The sequence below is a fragment of the Conexibacter sp. CPCC 205762 genome (assembly GCF_030646155.1).
Classification (GTDB): Bacteria; Actinomycetota; Thermoleophilia; order Solirubrobacterales; family Solirubrobacteraceae; genus Conexibacter.
The window spans coordinates 39,210-63,710 of the sequence record NZ_JAUTDN010000031.1 but is presented as its reverse complement, the minus strand read 5'-3'; the positions used below and the strand labels follow the sequence as shown (position 1 = coordinate 63,710).

General features: G+C 73.8%; 24 protein-coding genes. 16 read left to right on the top strand and 8 right to left on the bottom strand.

Annotated elements, in window-relative coordinates:
• Positions 1 to 7: 7 nt before the first annotated feature.
• Positions 8 to 1,057, bottom strand: a complete 1,050-nt coding sequence (locus Q7L73_RS20535) for a DNA topoisomerase IB (RefSeq protein WP_304691986.1) — start codon at positions 1,055 to 1,057, stop codon at positions 8 to 10.
• Positions 1,058 to 1,111: 54 nt separating this feature from the next.
• On the opposite strand from Q7L73_RS20535, the gene Q7L73_RS20530 reads away from it, so the two are divergent.
• From Q7L73_RS20530 to Q7L73_RS20520, 3 genes are all read left to right on the top strand, one after another.
• The gene (locus Q7L73_RS20530) at positions 1,112 to 1,570 is read left to right on the top strand and encodes a hypothetical protein (RefSeq protein WP_304691987.1); all 459 of its coding nucleotides are present in this window, start codon (positions 1,112 to 1,114) and stop codon (positions 1,568 to 1,570) included.
• Positions 1,571 to 1,634: 64 nt separating this feature from the next.
• A complete protein-coding gene (locus Q7L73_RS20525) occupies positions 1,635 to 2,720 on the top strand; it encodes an endonuclease/exonuclease/phosphatase family protein (protein WP_304691988.1) in 1,086 nt (361 codons plus the stop codon).
• A gap of 87 nt (positions 2,721 to 2,807) precedes the next feature.
• Positions 2,808 to 4,169: a hypothetical protein gene (locus Q7L73_RS20520; protein ID WP_304691989.1), complete on the top strand. Its 1,362-nt coding sequence runs from the start codon at positions 2,808 to 2,810 to the stop codon at positions 4,167 to 4,169.
• Between the two features lie 255 nt (positions 4,170 to 4,424).
• Here Q7L73_RS20520 and Q7L73_RS20515 read toward each other — a convergent pair whose 3' ends face one another.
• The gene (locus Q7L73_RS20515; protein WP_304691990.1) at positions 4,425 to 5,147 is read right to left on the bottom strand and encodes a hypothetical protein; all 723 of its coding nucleotides are present in this window, start codon (positions 5,145 to 5,147) and stop codon (positions 4,425 to 4,427) included.
• A 132-nt stretch (positions 5,148 to 5,279) separates the two neighbouring features.
• Here Q7L73_RS20515 and Q7L73_RS20510 point away from each other — a divergent pair, with 132 nt between their 5' ends.
• Entirely contained in the window at positions 5,280 to 5,564 is a 285-nt protein-coding gene (locus tag Q7L73_RS20510; RefSeq protein WP_304691991.1) for a hypothetical protein, read from the top strand.
• Between the two features lie 75 nt (positions 5,565 to 5,639).
• Here Q7L73_RS20510 and Q7L73_RS20505 read toward each other — a convergent pair whose 3' ends face one another.
• Positions 5,640 to 6,116 (bottom strand): MarR family winged helix-turn-helix transcriptional regulator, encoded by a 477-nt coding sequence (locus tag Q7L73_RS20505; RefSeq protein ID WP_304691993.1) that lies wholly within the window; start codon positions 6,114 to 6,116, stop codon positions 5,640 to 5,642.
• A gap of 78 nt (positions 6,117 to 6,194) precedes the next feature.
• Between Q7L73_RS20505 and Q7L73_RS20500 the strand changes: the two genes are divergently transcribed.
• The 3 genes from Q7L73_RS20500 to Q7L73_RS20490 all read left to right on the top strand — a co-directional run bounded on the left by Q7L73_RS20500 (position 6,195) and on the right by Q7L73_RS20490 (position 9,350).
• Positions 6,195 to 7,637 (top strand): MFS transporter, encoded by a 1,443-nt coding sequence (locus Q7L73_RS20500; protein WP_304691995.1) that lies wholly within the window; start codon positions 6,195 to 6,197, stop codon positions 7,635 to 7,637.
• A 64-nt stretch (positions 7,638 to 7,701) separates the two neighbouring features.
• On the top strand, positions 7,702 to 8,055 hold the full coding sequence (locus tag Q7L73_RS20495) for a P-II family nitrogen regulator (RefSeq protein WP_304691998.1): 354 nt from the start codon (positions 7,702 to 7,704) through the stop codon (positions 8,053 to 8,055).
• Between the two features lie 47 nt (positions 8,056 to 8,102).
• Complete coding sequence (locus tag Q7L73_RS20490) at positions 8,103 to 9,350, top strand: ammonium transporter (RefSeq protein WP_370552421.1); 1,248 nt, start codon at positions 8,103 to 8,105, stop codon at positions 9,348 to 9,350.
• Here Q7L73_RS20490 and Q7L73_RS20485 read toward each other — a convergent pair.
• A complete protein-coding gene (locus Q7L73_RS20485) occupies positions 9,347 to 10,552 on the bottom strand; it encodes a ZIP family metal transporter (RefSeq protein ID WP_304692002.1) in 1,206 nt (401 codons plus the stop codon). The two genes, Q7L73_RS20490 and Q7L73_RS20485, sit on opposite strands and share 4 nt — an antisense overlap.
• Positions 10,549 to 11,586, bottom strand: coding sequence for a multicopper oxidase domain-containing protein (locus Q7L73_RS20480; protein WP_304692004.1), 1,038 nt, complete (start codon positions 11,584 to 11,586; stop codon positions 10,549 to 10,551). Before Q7L73_RS20480 ends, Q7L73_RS20485 begins: the two co-directional genes overlap by 4 nt.
• A 27-nt stretch (positions 11,587 to 11,613) precedes the next feature.
• On the opposite strand from Q7L73_RS20480, the gene Q7L73_RS20475 reads away from it, so the two are divergent.
• Together Q7L73_RS20475 and Q7L73_RS20470 are read left to right on the top strand one after the other, a co-directional pair.
• Positions 11,614 to 11,952, top strand: coding sequence for a cupredoxin domain-containing protein (locus Q7L73_RS20475; protein ID WP_304692006.1), 339 nt, complete (start codon positions 11,614 to 11,616; stop codon positions 11,950 to 11,952).
• 50 nt (positions 11,953 to 12,002) lie between these two features.
• Positions 12,003 to 13,466 (top strand): aldehyde dehydrogenase family protein, encoded by a 1,464-nt coding sequence (locus Q7L73_RS20470; protein ID WP_304692008.1) that lies wholly within the window; start codon positions 12,003 to 12,005, stop codon positions 13,464 to 13,466.
• Here Q7L73_RS20470 and Q7L73_RS20465 read toward each other — a convergent pair.
• Entirely contained in the window at positions 13,442 to 13,747 is a 306-nt protein-coding gene (locus Q7L73_RS20465) for a hypothetical protein (protein WP_304692010.1), read from the bottom strand. The genes Q7L73_RS20470 and Q7L73_RS20465 overlap by 25 nt on opposite strands.
• A 147-nt stretch (positions 13,748 to 13,894) precedes the next feature.
• On the opposite strand from Q7L73_RS20465, the gene Q7L73_RS20460 reads away from it, so the two are divergent.
• Together Q7L73_RS20460 and Q7L73_RS20455 are read left to right on the top strand one after the other, a co-directional pair.
• On the top strand, positions 13,895 to 14,551 hold the full coding sequence (locus tag Q7L73_RS20460; RefSeq protein WP_304692012.1) for a response regulator transcription factor: 657 nt from the start codon (positions 13,895 to 13,897) through the stop codon (positions 14,549 to 14,551).
• Positions 14,548 to 15,798 (top strand): PAS domain S-box protein, encoded by a 1,251-nt coding sequence (locus tag Q7L73_RS20455; protein WP_304692014.1) that lies wholly within the window; start codon positions 14,548 to 14,550, stop codon positions 15,796 to 15,798. The genes Q7L73_RS20460 and Q7L73_RS20455 overlap by 4 nt, the downstream gene beginning before the upstream one ends.
• On the opposite strand, the gene Q7L73_RS20450 is transcribed toward Q7L73_RS20455, so the two are convergent.
• Both Q7L73_RS20450 and Q7L73_RS20445 read right to left on the bottom strand, forming a co-directional pair.
• Positions 15,737 to 16,429 (bottom strand): response regulator transcription factor, encoded by a 693-nt coding sequence (locus Q7L73_RS20450; protein ID WP_304692016.1) that lies wholly within the window; start codon positions 16,427 to 16,429, stop codon positions 15,737 to 15,739. The two genes, Q7L73_RS20455 and Q7L73_RS20450, sit on opposite strands and share 62 nt — an antisense overlap.
• Positions 16,429 to 18,045, bottom strand: a complete 1,617-nt coding sequence (locus tag Q7L73_RS20445; protein ID WP_304692018.1) for a fatty acyl-CoA synthetase — start codon at positions 18,043 to 18,045, stop codon at positions 16,429 to 16,431. Before Q7L73_RS20445 ends, Q7L73_RS20450 begins: the two co-directional genes overlap by 1 nt.
• A gap of 117 nt (positions 18,046 to 18,162) precedes the next feature.
• Here Q7L73_RS20445 and Q7L73_RS20440 point away from each other — a divergent pair, with 117 nt between their 5' ends.
• Genes Q7L73_RS20440 through Q7L73_RS20420 form a run of 5 tightly spaced genes read left to right on the top strand, consistent with a single transcriptional unit; the run spans position 18,163 to position 24,494 of the window.
• Entirely contained in the window at positions 18,163 to 20,085 is a 1,923-nt protein-coding gene (locus Q7L73_RS20440; RefSeq protein ID WP_304692020.1) for an RICIN domain-containing protein, read from the top strand.
• A gap of 16 nt (positions 20,086 to 20,101) precedes the next feature.
• Positions 20,102 to 21,325: an ROK family transcriptional regulator gene (locus Q7L73_RS20435; protein WP_304692022.1), complete on the top strand. Its 1,224-nt coding sequence runs from the start codon at positions 20,102 to 20,104 to the stop codon at positions 21,323 to 21,325.
• A 48-nt stretch (positions 21,326 to 21,373) separates the two neighbouring features.
• Positions 21,374 to 22,516, top strand: coding sequence for a sugar ABC transporter substrate-binding protein (locus tag Q7L73_RS20430; protein WP_304692024.1), 1,143 nt, complete (start codon positions 21,374 to 21,376; stop codon positions 22,514 to 22,516).
• Entirely contained in the window at positions 22,504 to 23,289 is a 786-nt protein-coding gene (locus tag Q7L73_RS20425; RefSeq protein ID WP_304692026.1) for an ATP-binding cassette domain-containing protein, read from the top strand. The genes Q7L73_RS20430 and Q7L73_RS20425 overlap by 13 nt, the downstream gene beginning before the upstream one ends.
• A gap of 5 nt (positions 23,290 to 23,294) precedes the next feature.
• A complete protein-coding gene (locus tag Q7L73_RS20420) occupies positions 23,295 to 24,494 on the top strand; it encodes a sugar ABC transporter permease (RefSeq protein WP_304692028.1) in 1,200 nt (399 codons plus the stop codon).
• Positions 24,495 to 24,501 lie beyond the last annotated feature (7 nt).

The following is a 24,501-nucleotide window of genomic DNA, read 5'->3' as shown; positions in this document are numbered from 1 at the left end:
GCCGCGGCTACCCGATCAGGTCGAGCACCGCGCGCCGCACCTGCTCGCTGACGGAGCGCTGGTCGACCGGCTGCGCCGCGTCCTCGCTCGCGGCCGGCGGCGGCTCGAGCCCGCGCGCCAGCGTCGGCGCGATCGTCTGGCCGGCGGCGAAGCGGTCCAGCACACGCGGGTCGACGTACGATCTGCGGCAGACCGCGGGCGTGTTGCCGAGGTAGCCGGCGACCTCTCTGATCGCCGCCGTCGCGATCCGCTTGCGCGACGCTCTCGGGCCGGCCTCAGCCGCCCGCCGCGCGAGCACGAGCGCGCACAGCGCGGTCGCGTTCCAGGTGCGGAAGTCCTTCGCGCTGACGTCGCCGCCGGTCGCGTCCTTCAGGTACGCGTTGACGTCCTCCGCCTTCAGGTCGGCCCAGCGGCCGGAGCGCTTGAAGGCGAGCAGCTCCTCGCCGCCGCCGCGGCGCCGCTTGAGCGTGCAGACGAGGTCGCGCACGGTCGGCTCGGCGATCTCCTGCACCCGCCGCAGGCCGTGCTTGGCCGGGTAGTCGAAGACGACCGCGGCCGCGCGCACGCGCACGTGCTCTCTGCGCAGCGTCGTCAGCCCGTAGGTGCCGTTCTGCTCGGCGTAGTCCTCGCTGCCGATGCGGAAGAAGCCGAGGTCGAGCAGCCGCACCGCGCAGGCGGCGATCCGGTCGCGTTCGAGCCCGTCGCCGCCGAGGTCGCGCGCGACCCGCCGCCGCAGCCGCGGCAGCAGCCGCGCGAAGTCGAGCATCGCGTCGAACTTGGCGGCGTCGCGGCGGGCGCGCCAGGCGTCGTGGTAGCGGTACTGCTTGCGGCCGGCCGCGTCGATCCCGGTCGCCTGGATGTGACCGAGCGGGTCGACGCTGATCCACACCTCGCTCCAGGCTGGCGGGACCGCGAGCTGGCCGATCCGCGCGATCGTCGCGGGGTCCTCGACGGGCTCGCCGTGCGGATCGCGGTAGCTGAAGCCGCGCCCGCGTCTGACGCGCGCGATCCCGGGCTTGGTCGTGTCGGCGCGGCGGGTGCGGGGGATGGCCGGCATCAGGCTTCATCCGCTACCCGCTGTCTCGCTCCGCCACTCCGTACCCTGTGCAACATGGCCTACACGACAGCGGAGGGGCGGCAGCAGCTGCTCGACACGGTCGCCGAAGCGGTCGAGCGGCTGGGGCAGGCGCTCGCGCTGCTCGGCGTCGCCTACGAGGAGCTGGACGAGTCGCGCGGGGACCAGCTCGAAGCGCTGCTGTTCCGGCCCGTGCAGGGCGCCTACGGCAGGCTGCGGCGCACCCACAGCGACTTCGCGACGCGCGCCGGGCTGCCCGCGCGCACGTTCACGCAGCCGCCTCCGCCGGCGGCCTGGCACGGGTCGCGCAGCCTCGTCGAGGAGGCGGCCGAAGAGGTCGGCGCCGCCGACGACACGATCGCCGACCTGCAGGACTCGCTGCTGCCGGTCGAGGTCGGCGACCCCGAGCTGCGCGCCGGGCTGGCCGGCGTGCGCGAGCTGCTGACGCCGCTGCAGGACAGCGCCGACGAGCTGCTGCGACAGCTCTGGCGCTGAGCCGGCGCATCGACACTCCTGAATTTCGTTTTACGGACGCGCGGCTCGCGTACGATGCCGCGCGATGCCCCGCTACTGGGACCTGGTACCGGGCGTCGGGGCGGTGCCCGAGTGGGCTGCTGACGACGCTGCGCGCACGCGCGCGATCGCCCGCCTGCAGGCGCTCCGCAGAGGCCTGCGCGAGGAGCCCGGCGCGCCGCCGCCGCGGACGCCCGGCACGCTCGTGCTCGGCTCCTGGAACCTGCGCGAGTTCGACTCGCCGAAGGGCGGCGCGCGGCTGGAGGAGAGCTACGCCTACATCGCCGAGATCGTCAGCCGCTTCGACCTCGTCGCGATCCAGGAGGTGCGCGAGGATCTGCGCGCGCTGAGACGGCTGATGGCGCGGCTGAGCGACCAGTGGGACTACATCGTCTCGGACGTGACCGCGGGCACGGCCGGCAACAGCGAGCGGCTCGCCTTCCTCTACGACCGCCGCAAGGTCCGCTTCAACGGGCTGGCCGGCGAGCTGGTGCTGCCGCCGGTGAGAGTGAGAGGCGAGACGGTGCCGGTCACGCAGATCGCGCGCACGCCGCTGATGGCCGGCTTCCAGGTCGGCTGGACGTCGTTCGTGCTGACGACGGTCCACATCCTCTGGGGCGACGACAAGGCCGAGCCGCCGCAGCGCGTCGAGGAGATCCGCCAGATCACGACGTTCCTGCGCAGACGGACCGAGCCGGCGTCGAGCAGACCGTCGGACTCGGCCGACGCCGCGCCGCCGATCGACAACTTCATCTTGCTCGGCGACTTCAACATCTTCGACGAGCAGTCGAAGACGTTCAGAGTGCTGACCGAGGACGGCGGCTTCACCGTCCCCGACGGCATCCGCGCGCTGAAGGGATCGAACGCGCTGCAGAACCGCAAGTACGACCAGATCGCCTACCGGGCCCAGCCGAGACGCTTCGCCGCGACCGGCGCCGGCGGCACCTTCGACTACTACAGATACGTCTTCACCGACGCCGACGCGGACGCCTACAGAGCGGTCCAGCAGGGGATCGGATCGTTCAGAGAGTGGCGGACCTACCAGATGTCCGACCACCTCCCGCTGTGGGCCGAGTTCCGCGTCGACTTCTCCGACGACTACCTGGCCGAGGCGGCCGCGGCGAGCGGCTGAGCCACGCCTTCGCGCTGCCACGCCGCGGTGGGCGGCGCGCCGCGGGGCTCGACGGTGTCCGGCGCTGCTGTCACATTTGGCAGTCCGATGGGCGACGGTCGCGACAGCCCAGCACCACGGCACCCCTGCACCGAGCGGCGCTCGCTCGTGCTGTGGTCCGCCGCCGGCCTCGACGCGGCCCTGCTCCCGCGCGACGTCGCCGGGACGCTCGCGCTGCCGCTGCACAGCAGCGTCAGAGAGGGGGCGATCGACGTCACTCGCCGCGCGGAGATGGGCATCGCGCTGGCGCCGCAGGCGTGGCGCAACCAGCTGCCGCCGGAGCGGCGTGGCGCGGCCTTCGCGGCGCTGCCCTACGCGCAGCCGGAAGCGCTCGAGCTGGAGGCCGGCGCGCTCTCCGCGGGCGCGGCCGCCGACTACGCCGACGCGGTCCTCGACGCCCAGCTCGCGGCCGGCGCGACGCTTGCGACGACGCCCGCCCACGTCTTCGAGCGCGAGGGCGGGATCGGGCGCGCGAACGACCTGCTGCTGGCGTCGGCGACGATCGCCGCATGGCACGAGCGCCAGGGCTGGCGCCCGCCGCCCCAGCGCCCCGACGATCCGCCGCGCGAGCTGTATGCCACCATCGCCGTGCGCGCCCGTCACCTGCCCGAGGCGGTGCCCGAGCTGCTCGCCCGCTACAGCGCCCTCCCGGTCGACGGCTTCTGGCTCGTCCTGCTCGACGACGACGCCACCCGCACCAGCCCCCGCGTCGCCGAGGCGATCACCACGCTTGCGCTCGGCCTGCAGGCCGCGCCCGCGCCCGGTGGCTTCAGCGGAGCGGCAAGCGCGGGCATCGGCGGCGCGGGCGGCGGTTTCGGCGCTGCGGCGAGCGCGGGCGGCGGTTTTGGCGCTGCGGCGAGCGCGGGCGGCGGTTTTGGCGCTGCGGCGGGGGCGGGCGGACGGCCGGTCGTCGTGGCGGGTGCGGGGGCGTGGCATGCGGCGCTGCTGGCGAGCGGGGTCGCGGCGACCTGCGCGGGCGCTGACGGGGCGCAGCCGACCTTCCCGCCCGACGCCGCCGGCTCCGACGGCGTGGTCGGGATCGGCGTGCCGGTCTTCCATCCCGCGATCCTCGGCAGCGCGCCGCACGGCGCGGCCGGCGAGGAGGCGCGCGAGTGGCTGTTCGCCGCGCATCCCTGCCGCTGCGGGGAGCACCTGGCCTACGAGCCGCCGCGCGGCCGGCGCGCGACGCTTCGCCACAACCTCGCCTGCCTCGCGGCTGAGGCGCGCGACGCGACGCGGCTCGCGCCGTTGCTCGACGAGACCCGCCTCGCCGCCCGCGTCGAGCGCGCCAACGCCACCCGCGCCCGCCTCGCCCTGCCGCCGCTCCCGCCCGCCTGGTCAGCCGTCGCCGCCACGGCCCGCGACCTCCGCACCGCCGCCGCCGCGCCGGGCCTCAGCGCCGGCGCCTGAAGCTCACCGCGCACGACCGCCGCGCCGGCGCCTGAAGCTCACCGCGCACGACCGCCGCGCCGGCGCCTTGAAGCTCACCGCGCAGACCGCCGCGCCGGCGCCTGGAGCTCACCGCGCACGACCGCCGCGCCGGCGCCTGAGGCCCGCTCTTCGCACGCGCTGGCGTCGATCCCCGTGAAGTTGCGGGTCTGTGAGACCAGCAACTTCACGGGGATCGGCCCGCGGCGCCGAAGTGAGGCGTGAGATCGGCGGCGCTCAGACGCTGGCGATCTGAAGCGCGCCGGCGCGGAGGGCGACGATCGGCGCCCATTCGCTGATCGTGCGGCCGTCGAGCAGGGCGGCGACCTCCCACGCGAGCGCGCGCTCGATGTCGGCAGAGGCGATCAGCGCGTCGAGGTCGACGCGCAGCAGCCGCCCGCTCAGCCGCACCGGCAGCCCGACCGTCACGGCCGGCGCGTCGGCGTGCGCGGCGCGGCGCGGGGCGGCGTCGAAGGCGTCGCGCGGCGCGGCATCGGCGTCGAAGGGCGCGGTCGCGTCGGCGTCGAAGCGCGCGTCGGCGTCGCGCGGAGCGGCGCCGAAGCGCGGAGCGACCGCGCCGCGGCCGGCGGTCAGGCGGCGCAGGTAGGCGCGGGCGGCTTCGTCGAGCTGGGCGCCGGCGCAGGCCTGCGCGGCGACGCTGTCGAGCACGACCGGGTCGACGCCGGCGCTGCGCAGCTCCCACTCGGCCAGCGTGCCCTCGATGACGATCCGCATCGCCAGCTCGAAGTCGACGCCGGCCGCGGCCGCGGCGTCGGCGAGCTGCCGCAGCGCGGGGGAGGCGACGAACGTCCACGGGTCGTGGCGGTCGCCGGCGCGGGTCGCGGCGCGGCTGATTCTGACCTCGGGCATGGGGCCGTCCAGGGCCGTCTCGCGGCCGCCGTCGAGCGCCCGCAGCGGCGGGCGTCGGTCGATCTCGATCTCGTCGTAGCGCAGGCTCATGATAGAAATTAATTCTACATGGAGGGCGGACGGAAAAACGCGCGGCAGGGGAGAGCGGCATCGGGCGGACCGGCGCCCGGCGTTGGCGCGAGGCGGAAGCCAGCGGCAAGAGCCCGCAGACGCGGCGCGAAGGTGCTGACGCGGCGCGACTGGCTGTTCGGCTCGCGGCCGCGGCGGATCGCGATCGAGGCGCTGCTGGCCGAGGGGCCGGGGGAGTCGTGGTCAAAGGCGCGGCTCGCGCGCGCCGCCGGCGTCAGCCCGCACGGCGGCATCGACGAGCACGTCGCCGGCTTCGTCGAGATCGGCCTGCTGGAGCGGCGCGGCGGCGGCTACGCGCTCGCCGACCCGCCGCCGCCCTACCTCGACAGCCTCACGAAGCTGCTGCGCGAGCTGCGCCGCCTGCCCGACGACGCCTGACGCGCGGGAAGTCTGCGGCGGAGTACATCCACCCGATGTACTGCGCCGCAGACTTCGGCGCGCGGCGCGCGGGGGCTACGTCGCGGAAGGCCAGAGCCCGCGCTGGAGCAGCGCGTGCAGCTGACCGCGCTCCTCGGCGGAGAGGCCGGGGAGCGCTCCTGCGACCGTCTCGTCGGCGATCTCGTGGCCGCGGGCGAGCGCCGCGCGGCCGGCAGCGGTCAGCACGACTCTCGTGCGGCGGCGGTCGCCGGGGTCGCGCTCGCGCGCGACGAAGCCGCGCTCCTCCAGCGCGTCGACGGCCATCACGACCATCGCCGGGACCTTGCCGAGCAGTCTTGCCAGCTCCGCCTGCGACCCGGGCCCGTCGGTCTCGAGGATCGACAGGATCGAGTACTCGCGGCCGTTGAGCTGGGCCGCGGCAAGCTGGCCGTCGGCGGTCTCGGTGATCGCGCTGCCGAGGAACGACAGCAGCAGGCCGAGGCTGCCTCTCGCGCAATGCGGCACGGAGGCGAGCGCCGGGAAGCAGTTCTCTTCGGCGATCGAATCGTTCACGCGTTGAATCATATCGCGTCCCGTGGTACGGTCGGCCACCGAATGATTCAGTCGTCAAACGATTCAGGGATCTCTCTCATGTCTCGCTTCGCGCCCAATCGCTGGGCAGTCCTCGCCGTGCTCGCGCTCGCGCAGTTCATGGTCGTCCTCGACGTGACGATCGTGAACGTCGCGCTGCCCGACATCCAGCGCAGCCTCGGCTTCAGCTCCGAGGACCTCACGTGGGTCGTCAGCGCCTACACGCTCACGTTCGGCGGCTTCCTGCTGCTCGGTGGACGGGCCGCCGACCTGCTCGGCCGCCGCTCCGTCTTCCTCGCCGGCCTCGGGCTGTTCACCGTCAGCTCGCTCGCCGCCGGCCTGGCGCCGTCACCGGGCGCGCTGATCGCGGCGCGCGCCGTGCAGGGCCTCGGCGGCGCGCTGCTGTCGCCGGCCGCGCTCTCGATCCTCACCGTCACCTTCCCGCACGGCCGCGAGCGCAACATCGCGCTCGGCCTCTGGGGCGCGCTCGCCGGCCTCGGCGGCACGCTCGGCGTGATCGCCGGCGGCGTGCTCGTCGACGCGCTCGGCTGGGAGGCCGTCTTCTTCGTCAACGTCCCGATCGGCGTGCTGCTGATGGCGGCGACGCCGCTGCTGGTCGCCGAGTCGCGCGTCGAGCGCGCGCCCGGCGCCCGCCGCGAGTTCGACGCCGCCGGCGCAGTGCTCGGCACCGGCGGCCTGCTGGCGCTCGTCTACGGCGTGATCCGCGCCGAGCCGCTCGGCTTCGGCAGCGCCGAGGTGCTCGGCCTGTTCGCCGCCGCCGCGGCCCTGCTGGCCGGCTTCATCGCCGTCGAGGCGCGCAGCAGCGCGCCGCTGGTCCCGCTGCGCCTCTTCCGCATCCCCAGCCTGCGCAGCGCCTCGCCGGCGCTCGCGCTCAACGGCGCCGCCTTCCTCGCGATGTTCTTCCTGACCGCGATCTTCCTGCAGCAGGTGCGCGGCGACTCCGCGCTCGACGCCGGCCTGCACTTCCTGCCGATGGGGATCGCCGCCGTCGCCGGCGCGACGATCGCCTCGACGCTGGTGACGCGGATCGGCACCCGTCCGGTCCACGTCGGCGGCGCGCTGCTGAGCGCCGCCGGCCTGCTGCTGCTCGCCCGCGCCGGCGGCGACGCCGCCTACGCGACCGACCTGCTGCCCGGCTTCGTGCTGTTCGGCGCCGGCATCACCGGCGTCGGCGTCGCGAACCAGATCGCCGCGATCTCCGAGGTCCGCCACGAGGAGGCCGGCGCCGCCTCCGGCGTCGTCACCGCCGCCTTCCAGGTCGGCGGCGCGCTCGGCCTCGCGGTCGTCACGACGCTCGCCAACTCGCGCGCCTCCGACGCGCTCGCGGCCGGCGCCAGCCAGCACGCCGCGCTCGTCGACGCCTACCACCGCGGCCTGCTGATCGCCGCGCTGCTGGCCGTCGTCAACGTCGGCATCGGGCTGCTGTCGCGGCAGATCGAGCCGGCGCCCGAGCAGCTGCAGGAGGCGCACGCCGCCGCCTGACCGGCGCCCACCGCCATCCCCGGTCGCTAGCTTCACGCCCCGGAAAACGGGGACAGGAGAGACGATGAAGCTGGTGATCGGGGTCGTGCGCCCTGAGAAGGCGAACGATGTCCTGGAAGCGCTCTATCGCGCCGAGGTGCGCGGCGTCTCGATGAGCCGCGTGCAGGGCCACGGCGGCGAGCTGGAGCGGGTCGAGACCTACCGCGGCACGACCGTCAAGGTGGGGCTGTCGGAGAAGGTGCGGTTCGAGATCGCCGTCTCCGACGACTTCGTCGACCAGACGATCGACGCGCTCTGCGAGGGCGGCAGGACCGGCGAGGTCGGCGACGGCAAGGTCTTCGTCGTGCCGCTGGAGCGGGTCGTCCGCATCCGCACCGGCGAGACCGACGTCTCGGCCGTCACGCCGGTGGACAAGTGAGCGTCCCGCTCGCGGCGGCCGGGATCGACCCCGCCGACACCGCCTGGATGCTGGTCGCGACGGCGCTCGTGCTGATGATGACGCCGGCGCTCGGGCTCTTCTACGGCGGCCTCGTGCGCTCGAAGAACACGCTCAACACGTTCATGATGTGCGCGGGCGCGATGGGCGTCGCGACCGTCTGCTGGGCGGCGATCGGCTACAGCCTCGCGTTCGACGACGGCAACGGCTTCGTCGGCGGCCTCCATCACGCCTTCCTCAGCGGCGTCGGCTTCGCCGCCCATCCCGGCACGCAGATCCCCGGGCTGCTCTTCTTCGCCTTCCAGGCGACCTTCTGCATCGTCACCGTCGCGCTCGTCTCCGGCGCCGTCGTCGAGCGGATGCGGTTCGCGCCGTTCCTGCTGTTCGCGGCGCTGTGGTCGATCCTCGTCTACGCCGTGCTCGCGCACTGGGCGTTCGGCGGCGGCTGGCTGCAGGCCAACGGCACGCTCGACTTCGCCGGCGGCGTGCCGGTCGAGATGGGCTCCGGCTTCTCGGCGCTGGCGGCGGCGCTCGTCGTCGGCGCGCGCAAGGACTACGGCCGCCAGGCGCTGCTGCCGCACAACGCCGTCTACGTGCTCGTCGGCGCGGGCCTGCTGTGGTTCGGCTGGTTCGGCTTCAACGGCGGCTCCGGCTTCGGCGTCGGCGACGCGTCGGTGCTCGCGTTCGTCAACACGCTGCTGACGCCGGCCTGCACGCTCGTCGTCTGGATGCTGCTCGACCTGATCCGCGGACGTCACGTGACGGCGATCGGCGCGGCGACGGCGATGGTCGTCGGCTGCGTCGCGATCACGCCGGCCGGCGGCTACATCTCGCCCGGCTGGGCGATGGCGCTCGGCGCGCTGGCGGCGCTGCCGTCGTACTTCCTGATCGTCTGGCGCACGCGCACGCGCGTCGACGAGACGCTCGACGTGCTCGCCGCGCACGGCACCGCCGGCCTGTTCGGGATCGTCTTCCTCGGGCTGGTCGCGAGCGAGGCCTGGAACGGCGTCGGCGACGGGCTGCTCCACGGCGACGCGAAGCAGCTGCTGTGGCAGCTGATCGCGGCGGTCGCGACGCCGGCCTACGCCTTCGGCGTCACGTACGTGCTGCTGATCGTGCTCGGCAAGCTGATGCCGCTGCGCGCGAGCGAGCGCGAGGAGGCGATCGGGATGGACATCGTCCAGCACGGCGAGGAGGCGTACGCGACCGGCGAGGGCGCGATCCTCGTCACGCCGGAGGACGGGCAGAAGCTGCCCGTCCCCGTCGCGGCCCGCTAGGCGGCGACCAGCAGGCTCGTCCCGTACAGCGCCAGCGCGCCCGCCGCGACCCCGGCGGCGGCGCGCGGGTGCAGCAGTCTGCCGTCCGCGTCGCGCATCGCCGGCGCGAGCTGGACGACCACCTGGACGATCGCGCCGACGCCGATCCCGAGCAGGAACGACGACAGCTCGGCGTTGCCGACGGTCGCGCCGATCACCGCGCCGAGGATCGCGGGCGCGCCGGCGACGACGCCGAGCCCGACCAGCAGCAGCGGCGACGGCGATCTGCCGCCCGCGAACGGGGTCACGATCGCGAGTCCCTCGGTCGTGTTGTGGAGCGCGAAGCCGACGACGAGGAAGGCGCCGAGCGCGAGCGCCCCGAGCGCGTAGGCGGAGCCGATCGCGAGCCCCTCGCCGAAGTTGTGCAGGCCGATCCCGACCGCGATCAGCAGCGCCAGCCGCGCGGGGGAGGCGCCGCCGGCCGCGGCGCCCGCGCGCCGCCGCTTCGTCCACGCGTCGAGCCCGCTCAGCACGAGGAACGACAGCCCCGCGCCGAGGAACAGCAGCTCCGGCCCGCCGAAGGCGCCGCCGCTCGCGCCGCCGGCCTCGAACGCCTCCAGCGCGCCGTCGACGACGAGGAAGGCGAGCAGGCCGACGGTGAAGGCGATCAGCACCTGCGTCCAGGCCGGCCCCGAGCGCCGCAGCAGCGGCAGGAACAGCATCCCGAGCGTGACCGGGATGACGCCGACGTAGAGCCCCAGCAGCGCCATCAGCGCGAAGAACGAGCCGTCGTCGGCGGGCGTCTCGACGGCGGCGGCGACCGCCGCGGGGATCACCGCGCCGGTCGAGGTCAGCAGGTTGATCGCGTACGGCGAGCCCTCCTGCCACGGGTAGTCGATCGTCAGCTTGGCGCTGCCGAGGCGGCCGATCTCGCTCGTGCTGCGCTCGAAGTCGACGAAGGCGTCGTTGACCGACACCTGCGCGACCGCGACCGCGTCGGGGCCGGTGTTGCGCAGCGTCAGCTCGATCGTGCCCGGCTTCAGGACCGTGCGCTCGACCGCCAGCTCCTCCACCGGCGGCCCTCTGCGCTCGGGCAGCGTGTCGCCGCCGGCGAGCGCCAGCACGGCCAGCACGCCGCCGATCACGGCGACGATCGCGACCGCCAGCAGCCAGACGGGGGCCCGCCCGCGCGGCGCCGCCGGAGCAGGGGCGGCGGCGCTCATGCGACCACCTCGAACAGGCCCATCCAGCCGAGCTCGGCGAACTCGCTCTTGTGGGCGTGGAACATGAACTGGCCGAGGTGCGGAAATCTCATCTCGAGGATCCCGCGCTGGCCCTGCACCTGCGCGATCGTGTCGGTGAACTCGATCGGGGTCAGGCTCGTGCCCGTCGGGAAGTGCTGGAAGAAGTTCCCGTGCAGGTGGAACGAGTTGACCGGGTCGTACTCGAGCAGGTTGGAGAGGTAGATCCGCACCAGCTCGCCGCGTCTGACCCTGACCGGCTCGTGCATGTAGCAGAAGGGGATCCCGTTGACGTGGTAGAGCTGGTTGCCCTCCGCGTCGAAGGTCGTGTTCCAGCCGGCCTGCACCATCACCAGCTCGTCGGCTTCCGGCCGGCCGGCTCTCGGGTCGACGATGAACGTGCCGAACATGCCGCGCGCGATGTGCTCCGCCAGCGGCGCGGCGTGGCAGTGGTAGAGGTGGAGGCCGAACGGCTCGGCGTCGAACTCGTAGACGGTCCGCATGCCGGGCTCGACCAGGCCCGCGCCCTGGCCGGGGACGCCGTCCATGTCGGACGGGTGGATGCCGTGGAAGTGCATCGTGTGCGGGTGGGCGGAGCCGTTGACGAACTCGATCCGCAGCCGCTCGCCCTCGCGGCAGCGCAGCGTCGGGCCGGGCACGCGGCCGTTGAAGGTCCAGGCCGGGAAGGAGACGCCGGGCGCGACCTCGATCTCCTTGTCGAGCGCGTGGATCGTCCACTCGCGCAGCACGCGGCCCGACGGCAGGCGCGTCGTTCTGCCCCAGTCGAAGTCGCGCAGCAGCTCGGTCGGGTCGAAGCCGTTGAGCGCGTTGTCGACGGCGCCGCCGGCGCGGAAGCTGGGGCCGTTGGCGCCGCCGCCGTGGGCGTGGGCGGGGCCCTGCGCAGGCGCGCTCGCCCCGTGCTGATGCGCGGCCGCGCCGACGCTCTTCGCAGCGACGAGGCCGGCTGCGGAGAGGCCGGCTGTGGACAGCAGCGATCGTCGCGTGGTCTTGTGCATGAGGCGGAAGTGAATCATATTTGAGGCATGCCAAAAAACAAATGCGCCACGATCCTCAAGTCGGCTTTGGTCGTGACCGCAGTCGCGCTCGGGGGATGTGGCGGCGGCGAGCAGAGCGGAGGGGTCGCGGTCGAGATGCGCGACGACCTGACCTTCGCGCCGGCCGAGATCACCGTCGCGCCCGGCCAGGAGATCCGCTGGCGCAACGACGGCGAGGTCCCGCACGACGTCGTCGCCGAGGGGATCGGATCGCCGCTCGTCAGAGGCGGCGAGGAGTGGTCGACGGAGGCGCCCGCAGCGGCCGGCACGCTCGCCTACGCCTGCTCGCTGCACCCCGGGATGCGCGGCCGGATCGTGGTCGAGTAGCGTCCGCCGCTCAGCCGTCAGCCGTCCCGAGTGCAGGAGGAGCAGTTCCGATGACCGCATCCGACCCGACCGTCCGTGGAGTCCTGATCGGCGGCGAGTGGAGGCACGGCGGCGGGGAGCTGCTGGAGCGCTTCAACCCGGCGCGCCCGAGCGAGGCGGTCGTGCGGCTGCAGGGCGCGACCGCGGCCGAGGTGCGCGAGGCCTACGACGCCGCCGCGGCTGCCGCGCCCGGCTGGCGCCGCACGCCCGGCCCGGCGCGCGGGGAGATCCTCTTCAGAGCGGCCGCGCTGCTGTTCGCGCGCGTCGACTCGCTCGGAGCGGAGCTGTCGCGCGAGGAGGGCAAGACGCTCGCCGAGGGCCGCGGCGAGGTGACGCGCGCCGCGCAGATCCTGCGCTGGTTCGCCGGCGAGGCGTCGCAGCCGGTCGGCGACGTGCTGCCGTCGGCGGGCGCGACGACCTTCCTCTGGTCCGAGCGCGTCCCGCTCGGCGTCGTCTCCGTGATCACGCCGTGGAACTTCCCGGTCGCGATCCCGGTCTGGAAGATCGCGCCGGCGCTCGCGTTCGGCAACACGGTCGTGTGGAAGCCGTCGGAGCTGACGCCGCTGTGCGCGATCCGCGTCGCCGAGGTGCTGCACGAGGCCGGCCTGCCGGCCGGCGTGCTCAACCTCGTCCACGGCCTGCCGGCCGCGATCGGCGACGCCGTCACCGGCGACGAGCGGATCGCGGCGCTGACCTTCACCGGCTCGACCGGCACCGGCCGCGCGATCCAGCAGGCGGTCGTCGGCCGCGGCGTCAAGGTGCAGCTGGAGCTGGGCGGCAAGAACCCGGTGATCGTGCTCGACGACGCCGACCTCGACCAGGCGGTCGAGCAGACGCTCAGAGGCGCGATGTGGTCGACCGGCCAGAAGTGCACGGCGACCAGCCGCGCGCTCGTGCTGCCGGGGATCCGCGAGGCGTTCACCGCCCGGCTGGCCGAGCGCGCGGCGGCGCTGCGCGTCGGCGACCCGCTCGCGGAGGGGACGCAGATCGGCCCGGTCGTCTCGCAGCCGCAGCAGCAGAAGGTGCTCGGCTACCTCGACATCGCCTCTGACGAGGGCCACGAGCTGCTCGCGGGCGGCCGTGCCGGCCAGCCGGCCGGCGACGGCTGGTTCGTCGCGCCGACCGTCTACGGCGGTGTCGACCCGGCCTCGCGGCTCGGGCAGGAGGAGGTCTTCGGCCCGGTCGTCGGGATCATCCCCGTCGACTCGCTGGAGCAGGCGGTCGAGGTCGCCAACGGCACGCCCTACGGGCTGTCGGCGTCGATCTTCACGCGCGACGTCGCGCGCGCCTTCGCGTTCGTGCGCGAGGTCGAGGCCGGCATGGTCCACGTCAACTCCGAGACCGCCGGCGCCGAGCCGCAGGCGCCGTTCGGCGGCACGAAGGACTCCAGCTCCGGCTCGCGCGAGCAGGGCAAGGCGGCCGTCTCGTTCTTCACCGAGACGAAGACCGTCTACTTGGACATGCCGCCGGCCTGACGCGCCTCGTCGGGCCAGTGGCCGTGGGCGTCGAAGTAGCTGCGGGCCGCGGCCTCACGGTCGCGGTCGACGTCGCCGCGGACGCCGGCGCGGTGGAGGACGTTCAGCAGCAGCACGCTGAGGCCGGCGCCGATCAGGGCGGCGGGGCCCTCGAAGTTGCGGACGGTCGGGTCGGTCAGGAAGAAGATCAGGCCGGCCACGACGACGGCGATCGGCAGCACGTAGCGGACGGTCACCAGCAGCGGGCTGGTCGGCTCTCTGGCCGGGGTCTGGTTCGGCATCGCTGGGCTCCTCGTTGGAGTGTGCGTCGAGCGTCGCAGTCGCGCGCGGGCGCGGACAGGGGCGCGATCGGACAGCCGCTGTCGGGAAAACCCGACATCGCGCGGGGCGTCGGCGGGCGCGAGGCGGGCGGCGGTAGGGTGCGGCCCATGGCTCCGCTCCGGGTGCTCGTCGCCGACGACAACGCGCTGCTGCGCCAGGGCGTCGCGCGGCTGCTGGAGGACGCGGGGATCGAGGTCGTCGCCGAGGCCGGCGACGCCGAGGAGCTGCTGCGCAAGGCGCGCGCCCACCGGCCCGACGTGGCGCTCGTCGACGTGCAGATGCCGCCCGACGGGACCGACGACGGCCTCCGCGCCGCGCGCGAGATCCGCGCGACGCTGCCCGGCACGAGCGTCGTCGTGCTGTCGCAGTTCCTCGAGGAGCGCTACGCGCTCGACCTGATCGGCGACGACGCGAGCGGCGTCGGCTACCTGCTGAAGGATCGCGTCGCCGACGTCGGCGCGCTGGTCGAGGCGATCGAGCGGGTCGCAGCGGGCGGCTCGGCGCTCGACCCCGAGGTCGTCGCGCGGATCGTCGGCCGCCGCCGCGCTGACGACCCGCTGGCGGAGCTGACGCCGCGCGAGCGGGAGGTGCTGACGCTGATGGCCGAGGGCAAGTCCAACCGCGGCATCGCGGCGCTGCTGCAGATCACCCCGGCGGCCGTCGACAAGCACGCGACGCGCGTCTTCGACAAGCTCGGCCTCGGCGAGGAGGCCGGCGAGCACCGTCGCGTGATGGCGGTCCTGACGCGGCTGCGGGCCTCATGAGAAGCGCGCCGCCGGAGCTGCTCGGCCTGCTGCTCGACAGCATCGCCGACGCGGTCTACGTCGTCGACCACGAGGGCCGCGTCGAGTTCGCCAACCCGGCCGCGCTGGAGCTGCTCGGCTGGCCGGGGGAGGCGCTGCTCGGCCGCCCCAGCCACGCGACGATCCACCACCATCACGGCGACGGGACGCCCTTCCCAGAGGAGGACTGCCCGCTGCTGCGGCCGCGCACGAGCGGCGAGACCGTGCGCGCCGAGGACGACGTCTTCTGGCGCCGCGACGGCTCGAGCTTCCGCGTCGCGTACTCCTCCGCGCCGCTGGCGACGGCCGGCGGGCGCGGTGCGGTCGTGGTCTTCCGCGACGTGACGGCGCAGCTGGAGGCGGAGGAGGCGCTGCGGCGCGAGGCGGTCGCGCGGGCGCGAGCGGAGGAGCTGCACGCCTCCCGCGCGCGGATCGTCGAGGCGGCCGACGCCGAGCGCCGCCGGCTCGTCCGCGACCTCCACGACGGCGCCCAGCAGCGGCTGATCGGGATCCTGCTGGCGCTGCGGCGGGCGGCGGATCGCGCCGCGGCGGGCGCTGAGCCGGCTGGCGGCGGAGAGGCACTCGCGAGCCGGGGCGAGGCGGGCGCGGGCGGCGGGGAGGCGGGCGGCGATCGCGGCGAGGTCGCGGCGCTGATCGAGGCGGCCGCGCGCGAGACGCAGGGCGCGATCGCGGAGCTGCGCGACCTCGGCTCGGGGCTGCATCCGCAGATCCTCACCAACCGCGGCGTGGCGGCGGCGGTCGAGTCGCTGACGGGGCCGCTGCCGCTGGTCGTCACGCTGGAGATCCCCGAGCGGCGCTGGCCGGCGGCGGTCGAGGCGGCGGCCTACTACACGATCGCCGAGGCGCTCACGAACGTCGTCAAGCACGCTGCCGCCGAGGCCGCCAGCGTGCGCGTGACCGACGACGGCGGCGAGCTGGTCGTGACCGTCGCCGACGACGGCCGCGGCGGCGCGACGCCCGCGCCCGGCCGCGGGCTGGCGGGTCTGCGCGATCGGGTCGAGGCGCTCGGCGGGCGGCTCGCGCTGAGGGAGGGCGCGCCGCCTCGCGCGAGCGCGCCCGGCTTCGCGGCTGATGCTGGCGCGTCCGGCTTCGCGGCTGACGCTGGCGGGGGCGCGCCCGGCACCGTCCTCGAAGCCCGCCTGCCGCTCACGGCCGCAGCAGCGCCAGCACCGCCTGCACGCGCCGGTGACGATCCGGCTGGCGGCTGAGGCCGAGCTTGCCGAAGAGGCGCGTGACGTGCTTCTCGACCGCCGCCTCCGACACCCCGAGCGCGTCGGCGATGCCGCGGTTGGAGAGGCCCTCGGCCATCCCCGTCAGCACCTCGCGCTCGCGCGGCGTCAGCGTCTGCAGCGGGTCGGCCGGGCGGCGCCGGCCGACCATCCGCGCGACCACCTCCGGGTCGAGCGCGGAGCCGCCGGCCGCGACCCGCCGCAGCGCCTCCACCAGCGCGCCCGCGTCGGCGACGCGCGTCTTCAGCAGGTAGCCGACGCCGCTGGCGTCGTCGCCGATCAGCTCCAGCGGGTAGCGCTCCTCGAGGAAGTTCGACAGCACCAGCACGCGCGTCGGCGCGCCGGAGCGGCGCAGCGCGATCGCCGCGCGCAGGCCGTCGTCGCTCCCGCCGGGCGGCATCTGGATGTCGATCACGGCGACGTCGGGCGCGTGCGCGGCGACGGCGGCGGCGATCTCGTCCGCGGAGCCGATCTGCGCCACGACCTCGATCCCCGCGTCCGCGAGCAGCTGCGCCAGCCCTGCCCGCAGCAGCGGCTCGTCGTCGGCGAGCAGGACGCGCAGCGCCCGCCCAGCGTCCGGCACGCCCGCGTCCGGCGTCGGCGCCGCCACTAGCGCGCGATCTCGTCCGCCAGCGCGGCGTACTGCTCGCGCAGGTCTCGCTTCAGCAGCTTGCCGCTCGGGTTCTTCGGCAGCGCGTCGACGACCGCTACCGCCTTCGGCACCTTGAACGGCGCCAGCCGCTCGCGCGCGTGGGCGATCAGCGCGTCGGCGTCGAGCGCGGCGCCCGCTCTCGGGACCGCGATCGCGACGACCGCCTCGATCCAGACCGGGTGCGGCACGCCGACGACCGCGACCTCGGCGACCGCGTCGTGCTCGTACAGCGCCTCCTCGACCTCGCGACTCGCGACGTTCTCGCCGCCCGTCTTGATCATGTCCTTGATGCGGTCGACGACGGTCAGGTAGCCCTCGTCGTCGAGCGTGCCGAGGTCGCCGGAGTGGAACCAGCCGCCGGCGAACGCCGCTGCCGTCTTGTCCGGGTCGTCGAGGTACCCGAGGATCGCGTGCGGGCTGCGATGGACGATCTCGCCGATCTCGCCAGCCGCGCAGTCGCTCCCGTCCGGCCGGATCACGCGCGTCTCGACGTTCAACGCCGCGCGCCCCGCCGAGCCGGCCTTGCGGATCTGGTCCTCGGGCTGCAGCATCACGGCGACCGGCGCCATCTCGGTCTGCCCGTAGAAGTTCCACAGCCGCACCTGCGGCAGCCGCTCGCCCAGCTCGCGCAGCACCTCGACCGGCATGATCGCGGCGCCGTAGTAGCCCTTGCGCAGCGAGGAGAGGTCGCGGCGGTCGAAGTCGGGGTGGCGCAGCAGCGAGATCCAGACGGTCGGCGGCGCGAACAGCTTCGTGACCCCGTCGGCCTCGATCCGCTCCAGCACGGTCGCCGGGTCGGGGCCGGGGAGGATGATGCTGCGCGCGCCGAGCCACACGTCCGGCACGAGGAAGCAGTGCTGCTGGGCGCAGTGGAACAGCGGCAGCGCGTGCAGCTCGACGTCGTCGCCGCTCATGCCGCCGTCGATCACGCACGAGGCGTACTGCGCGATCAGCGCGTCGTGCGAGAGGACCGCGCCCTTCGGCCGCGACTCGGTGCCGGAGGTGTAGAGGACCTGCGCCGGCGCGTCGGGCGCCAGCGGCACCTGCGGATCGCGCGCGTCGTCGTGCGCGAGCAGCGCGGAGAACGGCTCCCAGCCCTCCGCCGGCTCGCCGTCGCCGATGACGACGCGGGCGCGCATCGCGGGGGAGGCCTCCGCGCCGGACGCGGGAGCGGCCTCCGCGCGGGTCGCCAGCGCCTCCTCGGCGACCCCGACCAGCGCCTCCTGCGCGATCAGCGCGACCGCTCTCGAATGCCCGAGCACGTAGCCGGCCTCCCGCCCGCCCAGCATGAAGTTGACCGGCACCAGCACGGCGCCGGCGCGTGCGACGCCGAAGATCGCCTGGACGTAGTCGAGGCAGTTGCGCGCCAGCAGCGCGACGCGGTCGCCTGCGCCCACACCGCGCGCGTGCAGCGCCTGCGCGATCCGCGAGGCGTCGGCGTCGAGCTCGGCGAAGGTCCGCGCCCGCGCGCCCTCCGAGACCGCGACGCGCGCCGGATGGCGGGCCGCGGAGCGCCGCAGCAGGTCCGCCAGCGACTGCCGCCGCGCGCTGCCGACCGTCTCCTCGATGCTCATCCGCTCTCCTCGCTGCAGGGTTCGCAGGAAACCGTACCCGGACCCTTGACAGGGACTTCTTCTAGCTCTTAGGTTAAGTCCCGTCCGAAGGGTTGTTCCAGCGAGGTTGGAGGAGAGATGGAGCGGAACAGGCTCACCAGCGCCTGTCGCGCGGCCCTGCTTGCAGTCGGAGCGACGGTCGCGCTCGGAGCAGTACCCAGCTCAGCGCTCGCGGTCGGCGAGACGCTGAACGTGTGGCAGACGCCGGGAAGCGGCAGCAGCGGGCTGACGGCGCAGCCCAACGTCACGCTCGGCAGCGCCGCGCGCGGCACGATCAACGTCGAGGTCGACGACAGCAAGGTGACGCAGACGATCAGCGGCGGCTTCGGCGCCTCGTTCACCGACTCGTCGGCGTACCTGCTGGCGAGACTGAAGACGTCGAACCCGTCGGCGTACTCGACGCTGATGAACAAGATCTTCGCCACGAGCGCGGCCGACGGCGTCGGCTTCCAGTTCTGGCGCGTGCCGATGACGTCGTCGGACTTCACCGCCGCGACGAGACACTGGACCTCGCGCGACAGCTCCGGCAGCGCCTTCGCGCTGACCAGCCAGGACACCGGGCGGATCATCCCGATGATCAGAGACGCGCTCGCGATCAACCCGAACCTGAAGATCGTCGCCAGCCCCTGGAGCGCGCCCGGCTGGATGAAGTCCAACGGCTCGATGATCTGCAACACCGGCGGCGTCAACAGCACGCTCAACGCGGCCAACTACCAGGACTGGGCCGACTACTTCGCGAGCTGGATCAGAGCGTACGAGAGCAACGGGATCCCGATCTGGGCGGTCACGCCGCAGAACGAGCCCGGCTACTGCCCGACCGACTACCCCGGCATGAGCTGGACGCCGGCGGCCGAGGGCTCGTGGGTCGCCAACTACCTGCGCCCGACGCTGACGAGAGCGGGCCTGTCGAAGCAGATCCTCGGCTTCGACCACAACTGGGAGTTCTTCGCCAACCCGCTCGCGCTGCTGAACGCCAACGCGAGCAGCTTCGACGGCACGGCGTGGCACTGCTACGACAACCCGTCGGATCCGGCGGCGATGACGAAGATCCACAACCTCTTCCCGACGAAGAGCATCTTCGAGACCGAGTGCTCGTCGGACACCGGTCCGACCGACATCATCAGATACGGCACCGCCGACATGGCGCTGAAGTCGGTCCAGAACTGGGCTGAGGGCGCGATCACGTGGAACATCGCGCTCGACCCGAGCGCCGGCCCGACCCTCGGCGGCTGCAGAAGCTGCGTCGGCCTGATCACGATCGACCCGAGCACGAGCGCGGTGACGCTGCGCAACAGCTACTTCCAGCTCGGGCAGATCTCGAAGTTCGTCCCGGTCGGATCGAGACACATCGGCTCGACCGTCGACGCGCACGGGATCGTCACGGCCGCGTTCAAGGACCCGAGCGGCCAGGAGGTGCTCGTCGCGCACAACACCAACACGACATCGACCGCGTTCACGGTCAGCTGGAACGGCAGAGGGTCGTTCAGCTACACGCTCGGGTCGCGCGCGACAGCGACCTTCCGCGGGACGATCCCGGCCGCCACGTCGCTGCCGGCGACGCCGGCCAACGGGCGGATCTTCAAGTTCGTCAGCCGCACCAGCGGCAAGCCGTTCGGCGTCTCCGGCGCCTCGACGGCCAACGGCGCGAGAATCGTCCAGTGGCTCGACAACTCCGACTACGACCAGCAGTGGAGACTCGTCGACATCGGCAGCGGCTACTACAACCTGATCAACCGCAACAGCGGCCTCGGGCTCGACAACGGCAGCTCGACCGCCGACGGCGGGAAGATGCAGCAGTGGGCCGTCACGGGGTCAGGGAACGTCTACCAGCAGTGGTCGATCACGGCCGCGACCTCCGGCTACTACCGGATCGTCAACCGCGGCTCCGGCAAGTCGCTCGACCTGACCGACGGCAGACTCGAGGAGGACACCCAGATCCAGCAGTGGGCGACCTTCACGGGCGAGCCCAACCAGGAGTGGCAGCTCGTCCCCACGAGCTGAGCGCAGGAGGATGGCGGTGACCCGCAGGACAACCCGTGACGTCCGTCTCGCGAACCGCGCGAGCGTGCTCTACACGCTCCGCCGCGAGGGGCCGATCAGCCGGCAGGACATCGCCGTCCGCGCGGGCGTCAGCGCCGCGACCGCGGCCAACGTCGTCGGGCAGCTGCTGGAGGAGGGGGTGCTCGGCGAGGCCGGGCAGCTCCCCTCCAACGGCGGCCGTCCGGCCTCGTTGACCGGCATCAACCCGCGCTACGGCGCGATCGTCGGGATCGACCTCGGCGAGACGGCGGTGCGGCTGGAGCTGTTCGACCTGGCGCTGCAGCGCACCGCCGAGGTCGAGCTGCCGGTCGGCGCCGACGACCAGCGGGCGGAGGCGATCGCCGACCTCGTCGCCGACGGCGTGCAGCGGCTGCTGGACGGCGCCGGCGTCGAGCGCGAGCGCGTGCTCGGGCTCGGCGTCGGCGTCCCCGGCATCGTCGAGGACAGCAGCGGCACGACGCTCGTGCACGCACCCAGCATCGGCTGGGAGGGCGTGCCGCTGGCGACGCTGCTGGCCGAGCGGACCGGGCTGCCGTCGTTCGTCTCCAACGGCGCGAAGGCGCTGGGGACGGCGGAGGCGTGGTTCGGTGCCGCCGGCGAGGACCAGGACGTGATGGTCTGCCTGATCGGGACCGGCGTCGGGGCGTCGTTCCTGCAGCACGGAGCGGTCTACCGCGGGGCGAGCGCGTCCGCCGGCGAGTGGGGCCACACGACGTTGGTGCTCGACGGCGACCCGTGCCGCTGCGGCGCGCACGGCTGCCTCGAGGCCTACGTCGGGGCGCCGGCGATCGCACGCCGCTGGCTGGCCGCCGGAGGGGACGGCGGCGAGCCGGCCGGCGGTCACGGCGACGAGGCGGCGATCGAGCGGCTGGCGGTCGCGGCGGAGGCGGGGGACGAGCGCGCGCTCGGCGTCCTGCGCGAGACCGCCCGTTACCTCGGCGCCGGGGTCTCGGACCTCGTCAACCTGATCAACCCCGACCGCGTCGTCGTCGGCGGCTGGGTCGGGCTGCGGCTCGGTCCGCTGCTGCTTCCGCTGGTGGCGGAGCAGGCCGGCGGGCGCGCGCTGAGACCGCCGTTCGAGCAGCTGACGCTCGACCTCTGTCGCCTCGGCCCCGATGCGGTCGCGCTCGGGGCGGCGACGATGATCGTCGACCGCTTCTTCGCCGCAGGCGGGCAGCGGGCGGCGCTCGCAGCACCCTGACGCACCCCGCAGCACCCCCAGACACACCCACGGAGGAGAGGACGCACGGTGAAGCACCTGCGATCGGTCGTGGCGTTGGTCGCCACGACGGCATTGATGGGCGGCGGCCTGGCCGCCTGCGGTTCCTCGTCGGACGACGAGAGCACGGGCAGTGGCAGCGCGACGACGGCGAGCACGACGGGCGGCGAGTCCGGCGGGCAGAGCGGGAAGGGCCTCAAGATCGCCTTCCTGATGCCCTGCTCGACCTGCGCCGACCGCTTCGAGAACCAGGACAAGCCGCTGTTCGAGAGAGCGGTGCAGGAGATCGCCCCGGGCGCCGAGGTGATCGCCAACAACGCCGAGGGCGACTCGGCGCGGCAGGTGACGCAGACCGAGTCCGCGATCACCAACGGCGCCGACGTGATCGTCGTCTCGCCGCTGGACGAGGCGGCCGGCGCGGCGATCTCCGACAAGGCGCAGCAGGCGAGAATCCCGGTCGTCTCCTACGACGGCCTGATCACCGACGGCCACGCCGACTTCTACGTCTCGTTCGACAACGAGATCGTCGGCCAGCTGCAGGGCGAGTTCCTCGCGAGAGAGCTGAGAGAGGGCTCGACCGTCGCGTTCATCAACGGCGACCAGTCGATCGCGCCCGGCCGCCAGTTCAAGGCCGGCGCGCACAGAGCGCTCGACCCGCTGATCAGAGACGGCACGCTCAGACTCGGGTACGAGGGCGACGCGCAGCAGTTCGACCCGCAGAAGGGTCGCACGCTGATGGAGCAGGCGCTGACCCGCCTCAACGACCAGGTCGACGGCGTGATCGCCGCCAACGACGGCCTCGCCGGCGGCGTCGTCAACGCGCTGGAGCCGCGCGGGCTGACCGGCAGAGTGCTCGTCACCGGCCAGGACGCGACCGACGCCGGGCTCCAGCGGATCCTGCTCGGCCAGCAGACGATGTCGGTCTACAAGGCGATCAAGGCCGAGGCCGAGGCGGCCGCCAGAGTCGCCGTCGCGCTCGGCACCGGCAAGGCCGACGAGGCGAGAGCGCTGGCGACCGGCACGACCGACAACGGCGCCGGCGACGTGCCGTCGATCCTGCTCGACCCGGTCGTCGTGACGAAGGACAACATCGTCGACACCGTCTTCGCCGACGGCTTCACGACGCCGGAGAGAGTCTGCACGGGCAAGGCGGCGGCGAGATGCCCGCAGTGAATTCAGCGCCCCTCCTGAGACTGGAGGGGATCCGCAAGTCCTACGGCGCCGTTCACGCGTTGAACGGCGTCGACCTGGAGGTCCGGCGGGGCGAGGTGCTCGCCCTCGTCGGTGACAACGGCGCCGGCAAGTCGACGCTCGTGAAGACGATCGCCGGCGCCCACACGGCCGACGAGGGCCGGATCCTGTTCGAAGGCGACGAGGTCCGCGTCAGCGGGCCTCAGGCCGCCGCCGAGCTGGGGATCGCGACCGTCTACCAGGACCTCGCGATCTGCGACAACCTCGACGTCGTCGCCAACCTCTTCCTCGGCCGCGAGCAGGTCAAGGCGCCGCTGGCCGGGCGGCTGCGGCGGCTCTCCAACGCGGCGATGGAGCAGCGCACGCGCGAGGTGCTGGCGGAGCTGTCGGTGACGACGCTGCGCGACGTCCGGCGCCCCGTGTCGGGGCTGTCGGGCGGCCAGCGGCAGGCGGTCGCGGTCGCGCGCGCGGTGCTGTGGGGCTCCAAGCTCGTGCTGCTCGACGAGCCGACCGCCGCGCTCGGCGTCGAGCAGACCGACATGGTGCTCGGGCTCGTGCGGTCGCTCGCCGAGCGCGGGCTGGGCGTGATCGTGATCTCGCACAACCTCTCCGACGTCTTCCGCGTCGCCGACCGGATCGCGGTCCTGCGGCTGGGCAGAAACGCCGGCACGTTCGTGCGCGCCGAGAGCGAGCCCGACGACGTCGTCGCGGCGATCACCGGCGGGCGGCTGCTGTCCGGGGCGAAGGCATCATGAGCGCCGTGAGGGCAGACGCCCCGGGACGCGACGGCGCCCGCCTCGGTCTGGCGGCCCGCCTCGGCGCGGCGCGCGACGCCGACTGGGGGCCGGTCCCGGTCCTGATCGGCCTGGCGCTGATCTGGCTCGTCTTCCAGCTGCTGAACGAGAACTTCCTGACCGCGCGCAACCTCTCCAACCTCGTCCTCCAGGTCGGGGTCGTGGGGATGCTGTCGCTCGGCGTCGTGCTGGTGCTGCTGATCGGCGAGATCGACCTCTCGCTCGGCACGCTCGCCGGCATGTGCGCGGCGGTCGTGGCGGTGCTGCTGACCAACCACGGCTGGCCGACGTGGGCGGCGATCGCCTTCGCGATCGCGGTCGGCGCCGCCGCCGGGCTGCTGCAGGGCGGCATCTCGGTGCTGGTCGGCGTGCCGTCGTTCGTCGTCACGCTCGGCGGCTTCCTCGCCTGGCAGGGCGTCCAGCTGACGCTGCTCGGCAACGCCGGCGAGCTGCGCGTCGAGGACGAGTTCGTGCGCGGGATCGCCAACAGCTACCTGCCGAGCTGGCTCGCCTGGCTGCTGCTGGTCGTCGCCGTCGCGGGCTGGTGGGCCGACGTCGCGCTGCGGCGCCGCGCGCGCACGCGGCTGTCGCTGACGACGCGCCCGCTGTCGCACGACGTCGCCGCCTGTCTGGCGCCGGCGGCCTTCGGCGCGCTCGTCGTCGCCTACCTCGACGGCTACTTCGGCGTGCCGTGGCTGCTCGTCGTGCTGATCGGGATCTCGGTCGCGCTCGGCGCGCTGACGACCCGCACCCAGCTCGGCCGTCACCTGTTCGCGATCGGCGGCGACAGAGAGGCGGCGCGGCGCGCGGGCGTGCGCGTCGACCAGATCCGCGTGCTGGTGTTCGCGCTCGCCGCGGGCCTCGCGGCCGTCGCGGGCCTGATCGCCGTCTCGCGCCAGTTCGCGGTCTCGACCGGGACCGGCGGCGGCACGCTGCTGCTGGAGGCGATCGCGGCCGCGGTGATCGGCGGCGCCAGCCTCTTCGGCGGCCAGGGGCGCGTCTACCAGGCGCTGCTCGGCGCGCTCGTGATCGCGAGCGTGGAGAACGGACTCGACCTGCTCGGCAAGCCGTCGAGCACGAAGGACATCGCCACGGGAGCGATTCTCGTGGCGGCTGTGAGCATCGATGCGATCAGCCGGCGCCGGCGCGCCGCGCGGGGCGCGTAGGAGAAAA

What these genes read in the sequence shown, in the direction of transcription:
- Q7L73_RS20500 (WP_304691995.1), top strand. Translation starts at nt 6,195, where the DNA reads ATGTCTCGCTTCGCGCCCAATCGCTGGGCAGTCCTCGCCGTGCTCGCG.
- Q7L73_RS20530 (WP_304691987.1), top strand. Translation starts at nt 1,112, where the DNA reads ATGGCCTACACGACAGCGGAGGGGCGGCAGCAGCTGCTCGACACGGTC.
- Q7L73_RS20475 (WP_304692006.1), top strand. Translation starts at nt 11,614, where the DNA reads ATGCCAAAAAACAAATGCGCCACGATCCTCAAGTCGGCTTTGGTCGTG.
- Q7L73_RS20495 (WP_304691998.1), top strand. Translation starts at nt 7,702, where the DNA reads ATGAAGCTGGTGATCGGGGTCGTGCGCCCTGAGAAGGCGAACGATGTC.
- Q7L73_RS20520 (WP_304691989.1), top strand. Translation starts at nt 2,808, where the DNA reads ATGGGCGACGGTCGCGACAGCCCAGCACCACGGCACCCCTGCACCGAG.
- Q7L73_RS20440 (WP_304692020.1), top strand. Translation starts at nt 18,163, where the DNA reads ATGGAGCGGAACAGGCTCACCAGCGCCTGTCGCGCGGCCCTGCTTGCA.
- Q7L73_RS20465 (WP_304692010.1), bottom strand. Translation starts at nt 13,747, where the DNA reads ATGCCGAACCAGACCCCGGCCAGAGAGCCGACCAGCCCGCTGCTGGTG.
- Q7L73_RS20445 (WP_304692018.1), bottom strand. Translation starts at nt 18,045, where the DNA reads ATGAGCATCGAGGAGACGGTCGGCAGCGCGCGGCGGCAGTCGCTGGCG.
- Q7L73_RS20485 (WP_304692002.1), bottom strand. Translation starts at nt 10,552, where the DNA reads ATGAGCGCCGCCGCCCCTGCTCCGGCGGCGCCGCGCGGGCGGGCCCCC.
- Q7L73_RS20425 (WP_304692026.1), top strand. Translation starts at nt 22,504, where the DNA reads ATGCCCGCAGTGAATTCAGCGCCCCTCCTGAGACTGGAGGGGATCCGC.
- Q7L73_RS20525 (WP_304691988.1), top strand. Translation starts at nt 1,635, where the DNA reads ATGCCCCGCTACTGGGACCTGGTACCGGGCGTCGGGGCGGTGCCCGAG.
- Q7L73_RS20470 (WP_304692008.1), top strand. Translation starts at nt 12,003, where the DNA reads ATGACCGCATCCGACCCGACCGTCCGTGGAGTCCTGATCGGCGGCGAG.
- Q7L73_RS20455 (WP_304692014.1), top strand. Translation starts at nt 14,548, where the DNA reads ATGAGAAGCGCGCCGCCGGAGCTGCTCGGCCTGCTGCTCGACAGCATC.
- Q7L73_RS20490 (WP_370552421.1), top strand. Translation starts at nt 8,103, where the DNA reads ATGCTGGTCGCGACGGCGCTCGTGCTGATGATGACGCCGGCGCTCGGG.
- Q7L73_RS20515 (WP_304691990.1), bottom strand. Translation starts at nt 5,147, where the DNA reads ATGAGCCTGCGCTACGACGAGATCGAGATCGACCGACGCCCGCCGCTG.
- Q7L73_RS20460 (WP_304692012.1), top strand. Translation starts at nt 13,895, where the DNA reads ATGGCTCCGCTCCGGGTGCTCGTCGCCGACGACAACGCGCTGCTGCGC.
- Q7L73_RS20535 (WP_304691986.1), bottom strand. Translation starts at nt 1,057, where the DNA reads ATGCCGGCCATCCCCCGCACCCGCCGCGCCGACACGACCAAGCCCGGG.
- Q7L73_RS20480 (WP_304692004.1), bottom strand. Translation starts at nt 11,586, where the DNA reads ATGCACAAGACCACGCGACGATCGCTGCTGTCCACAGCCGGCCTCTCC.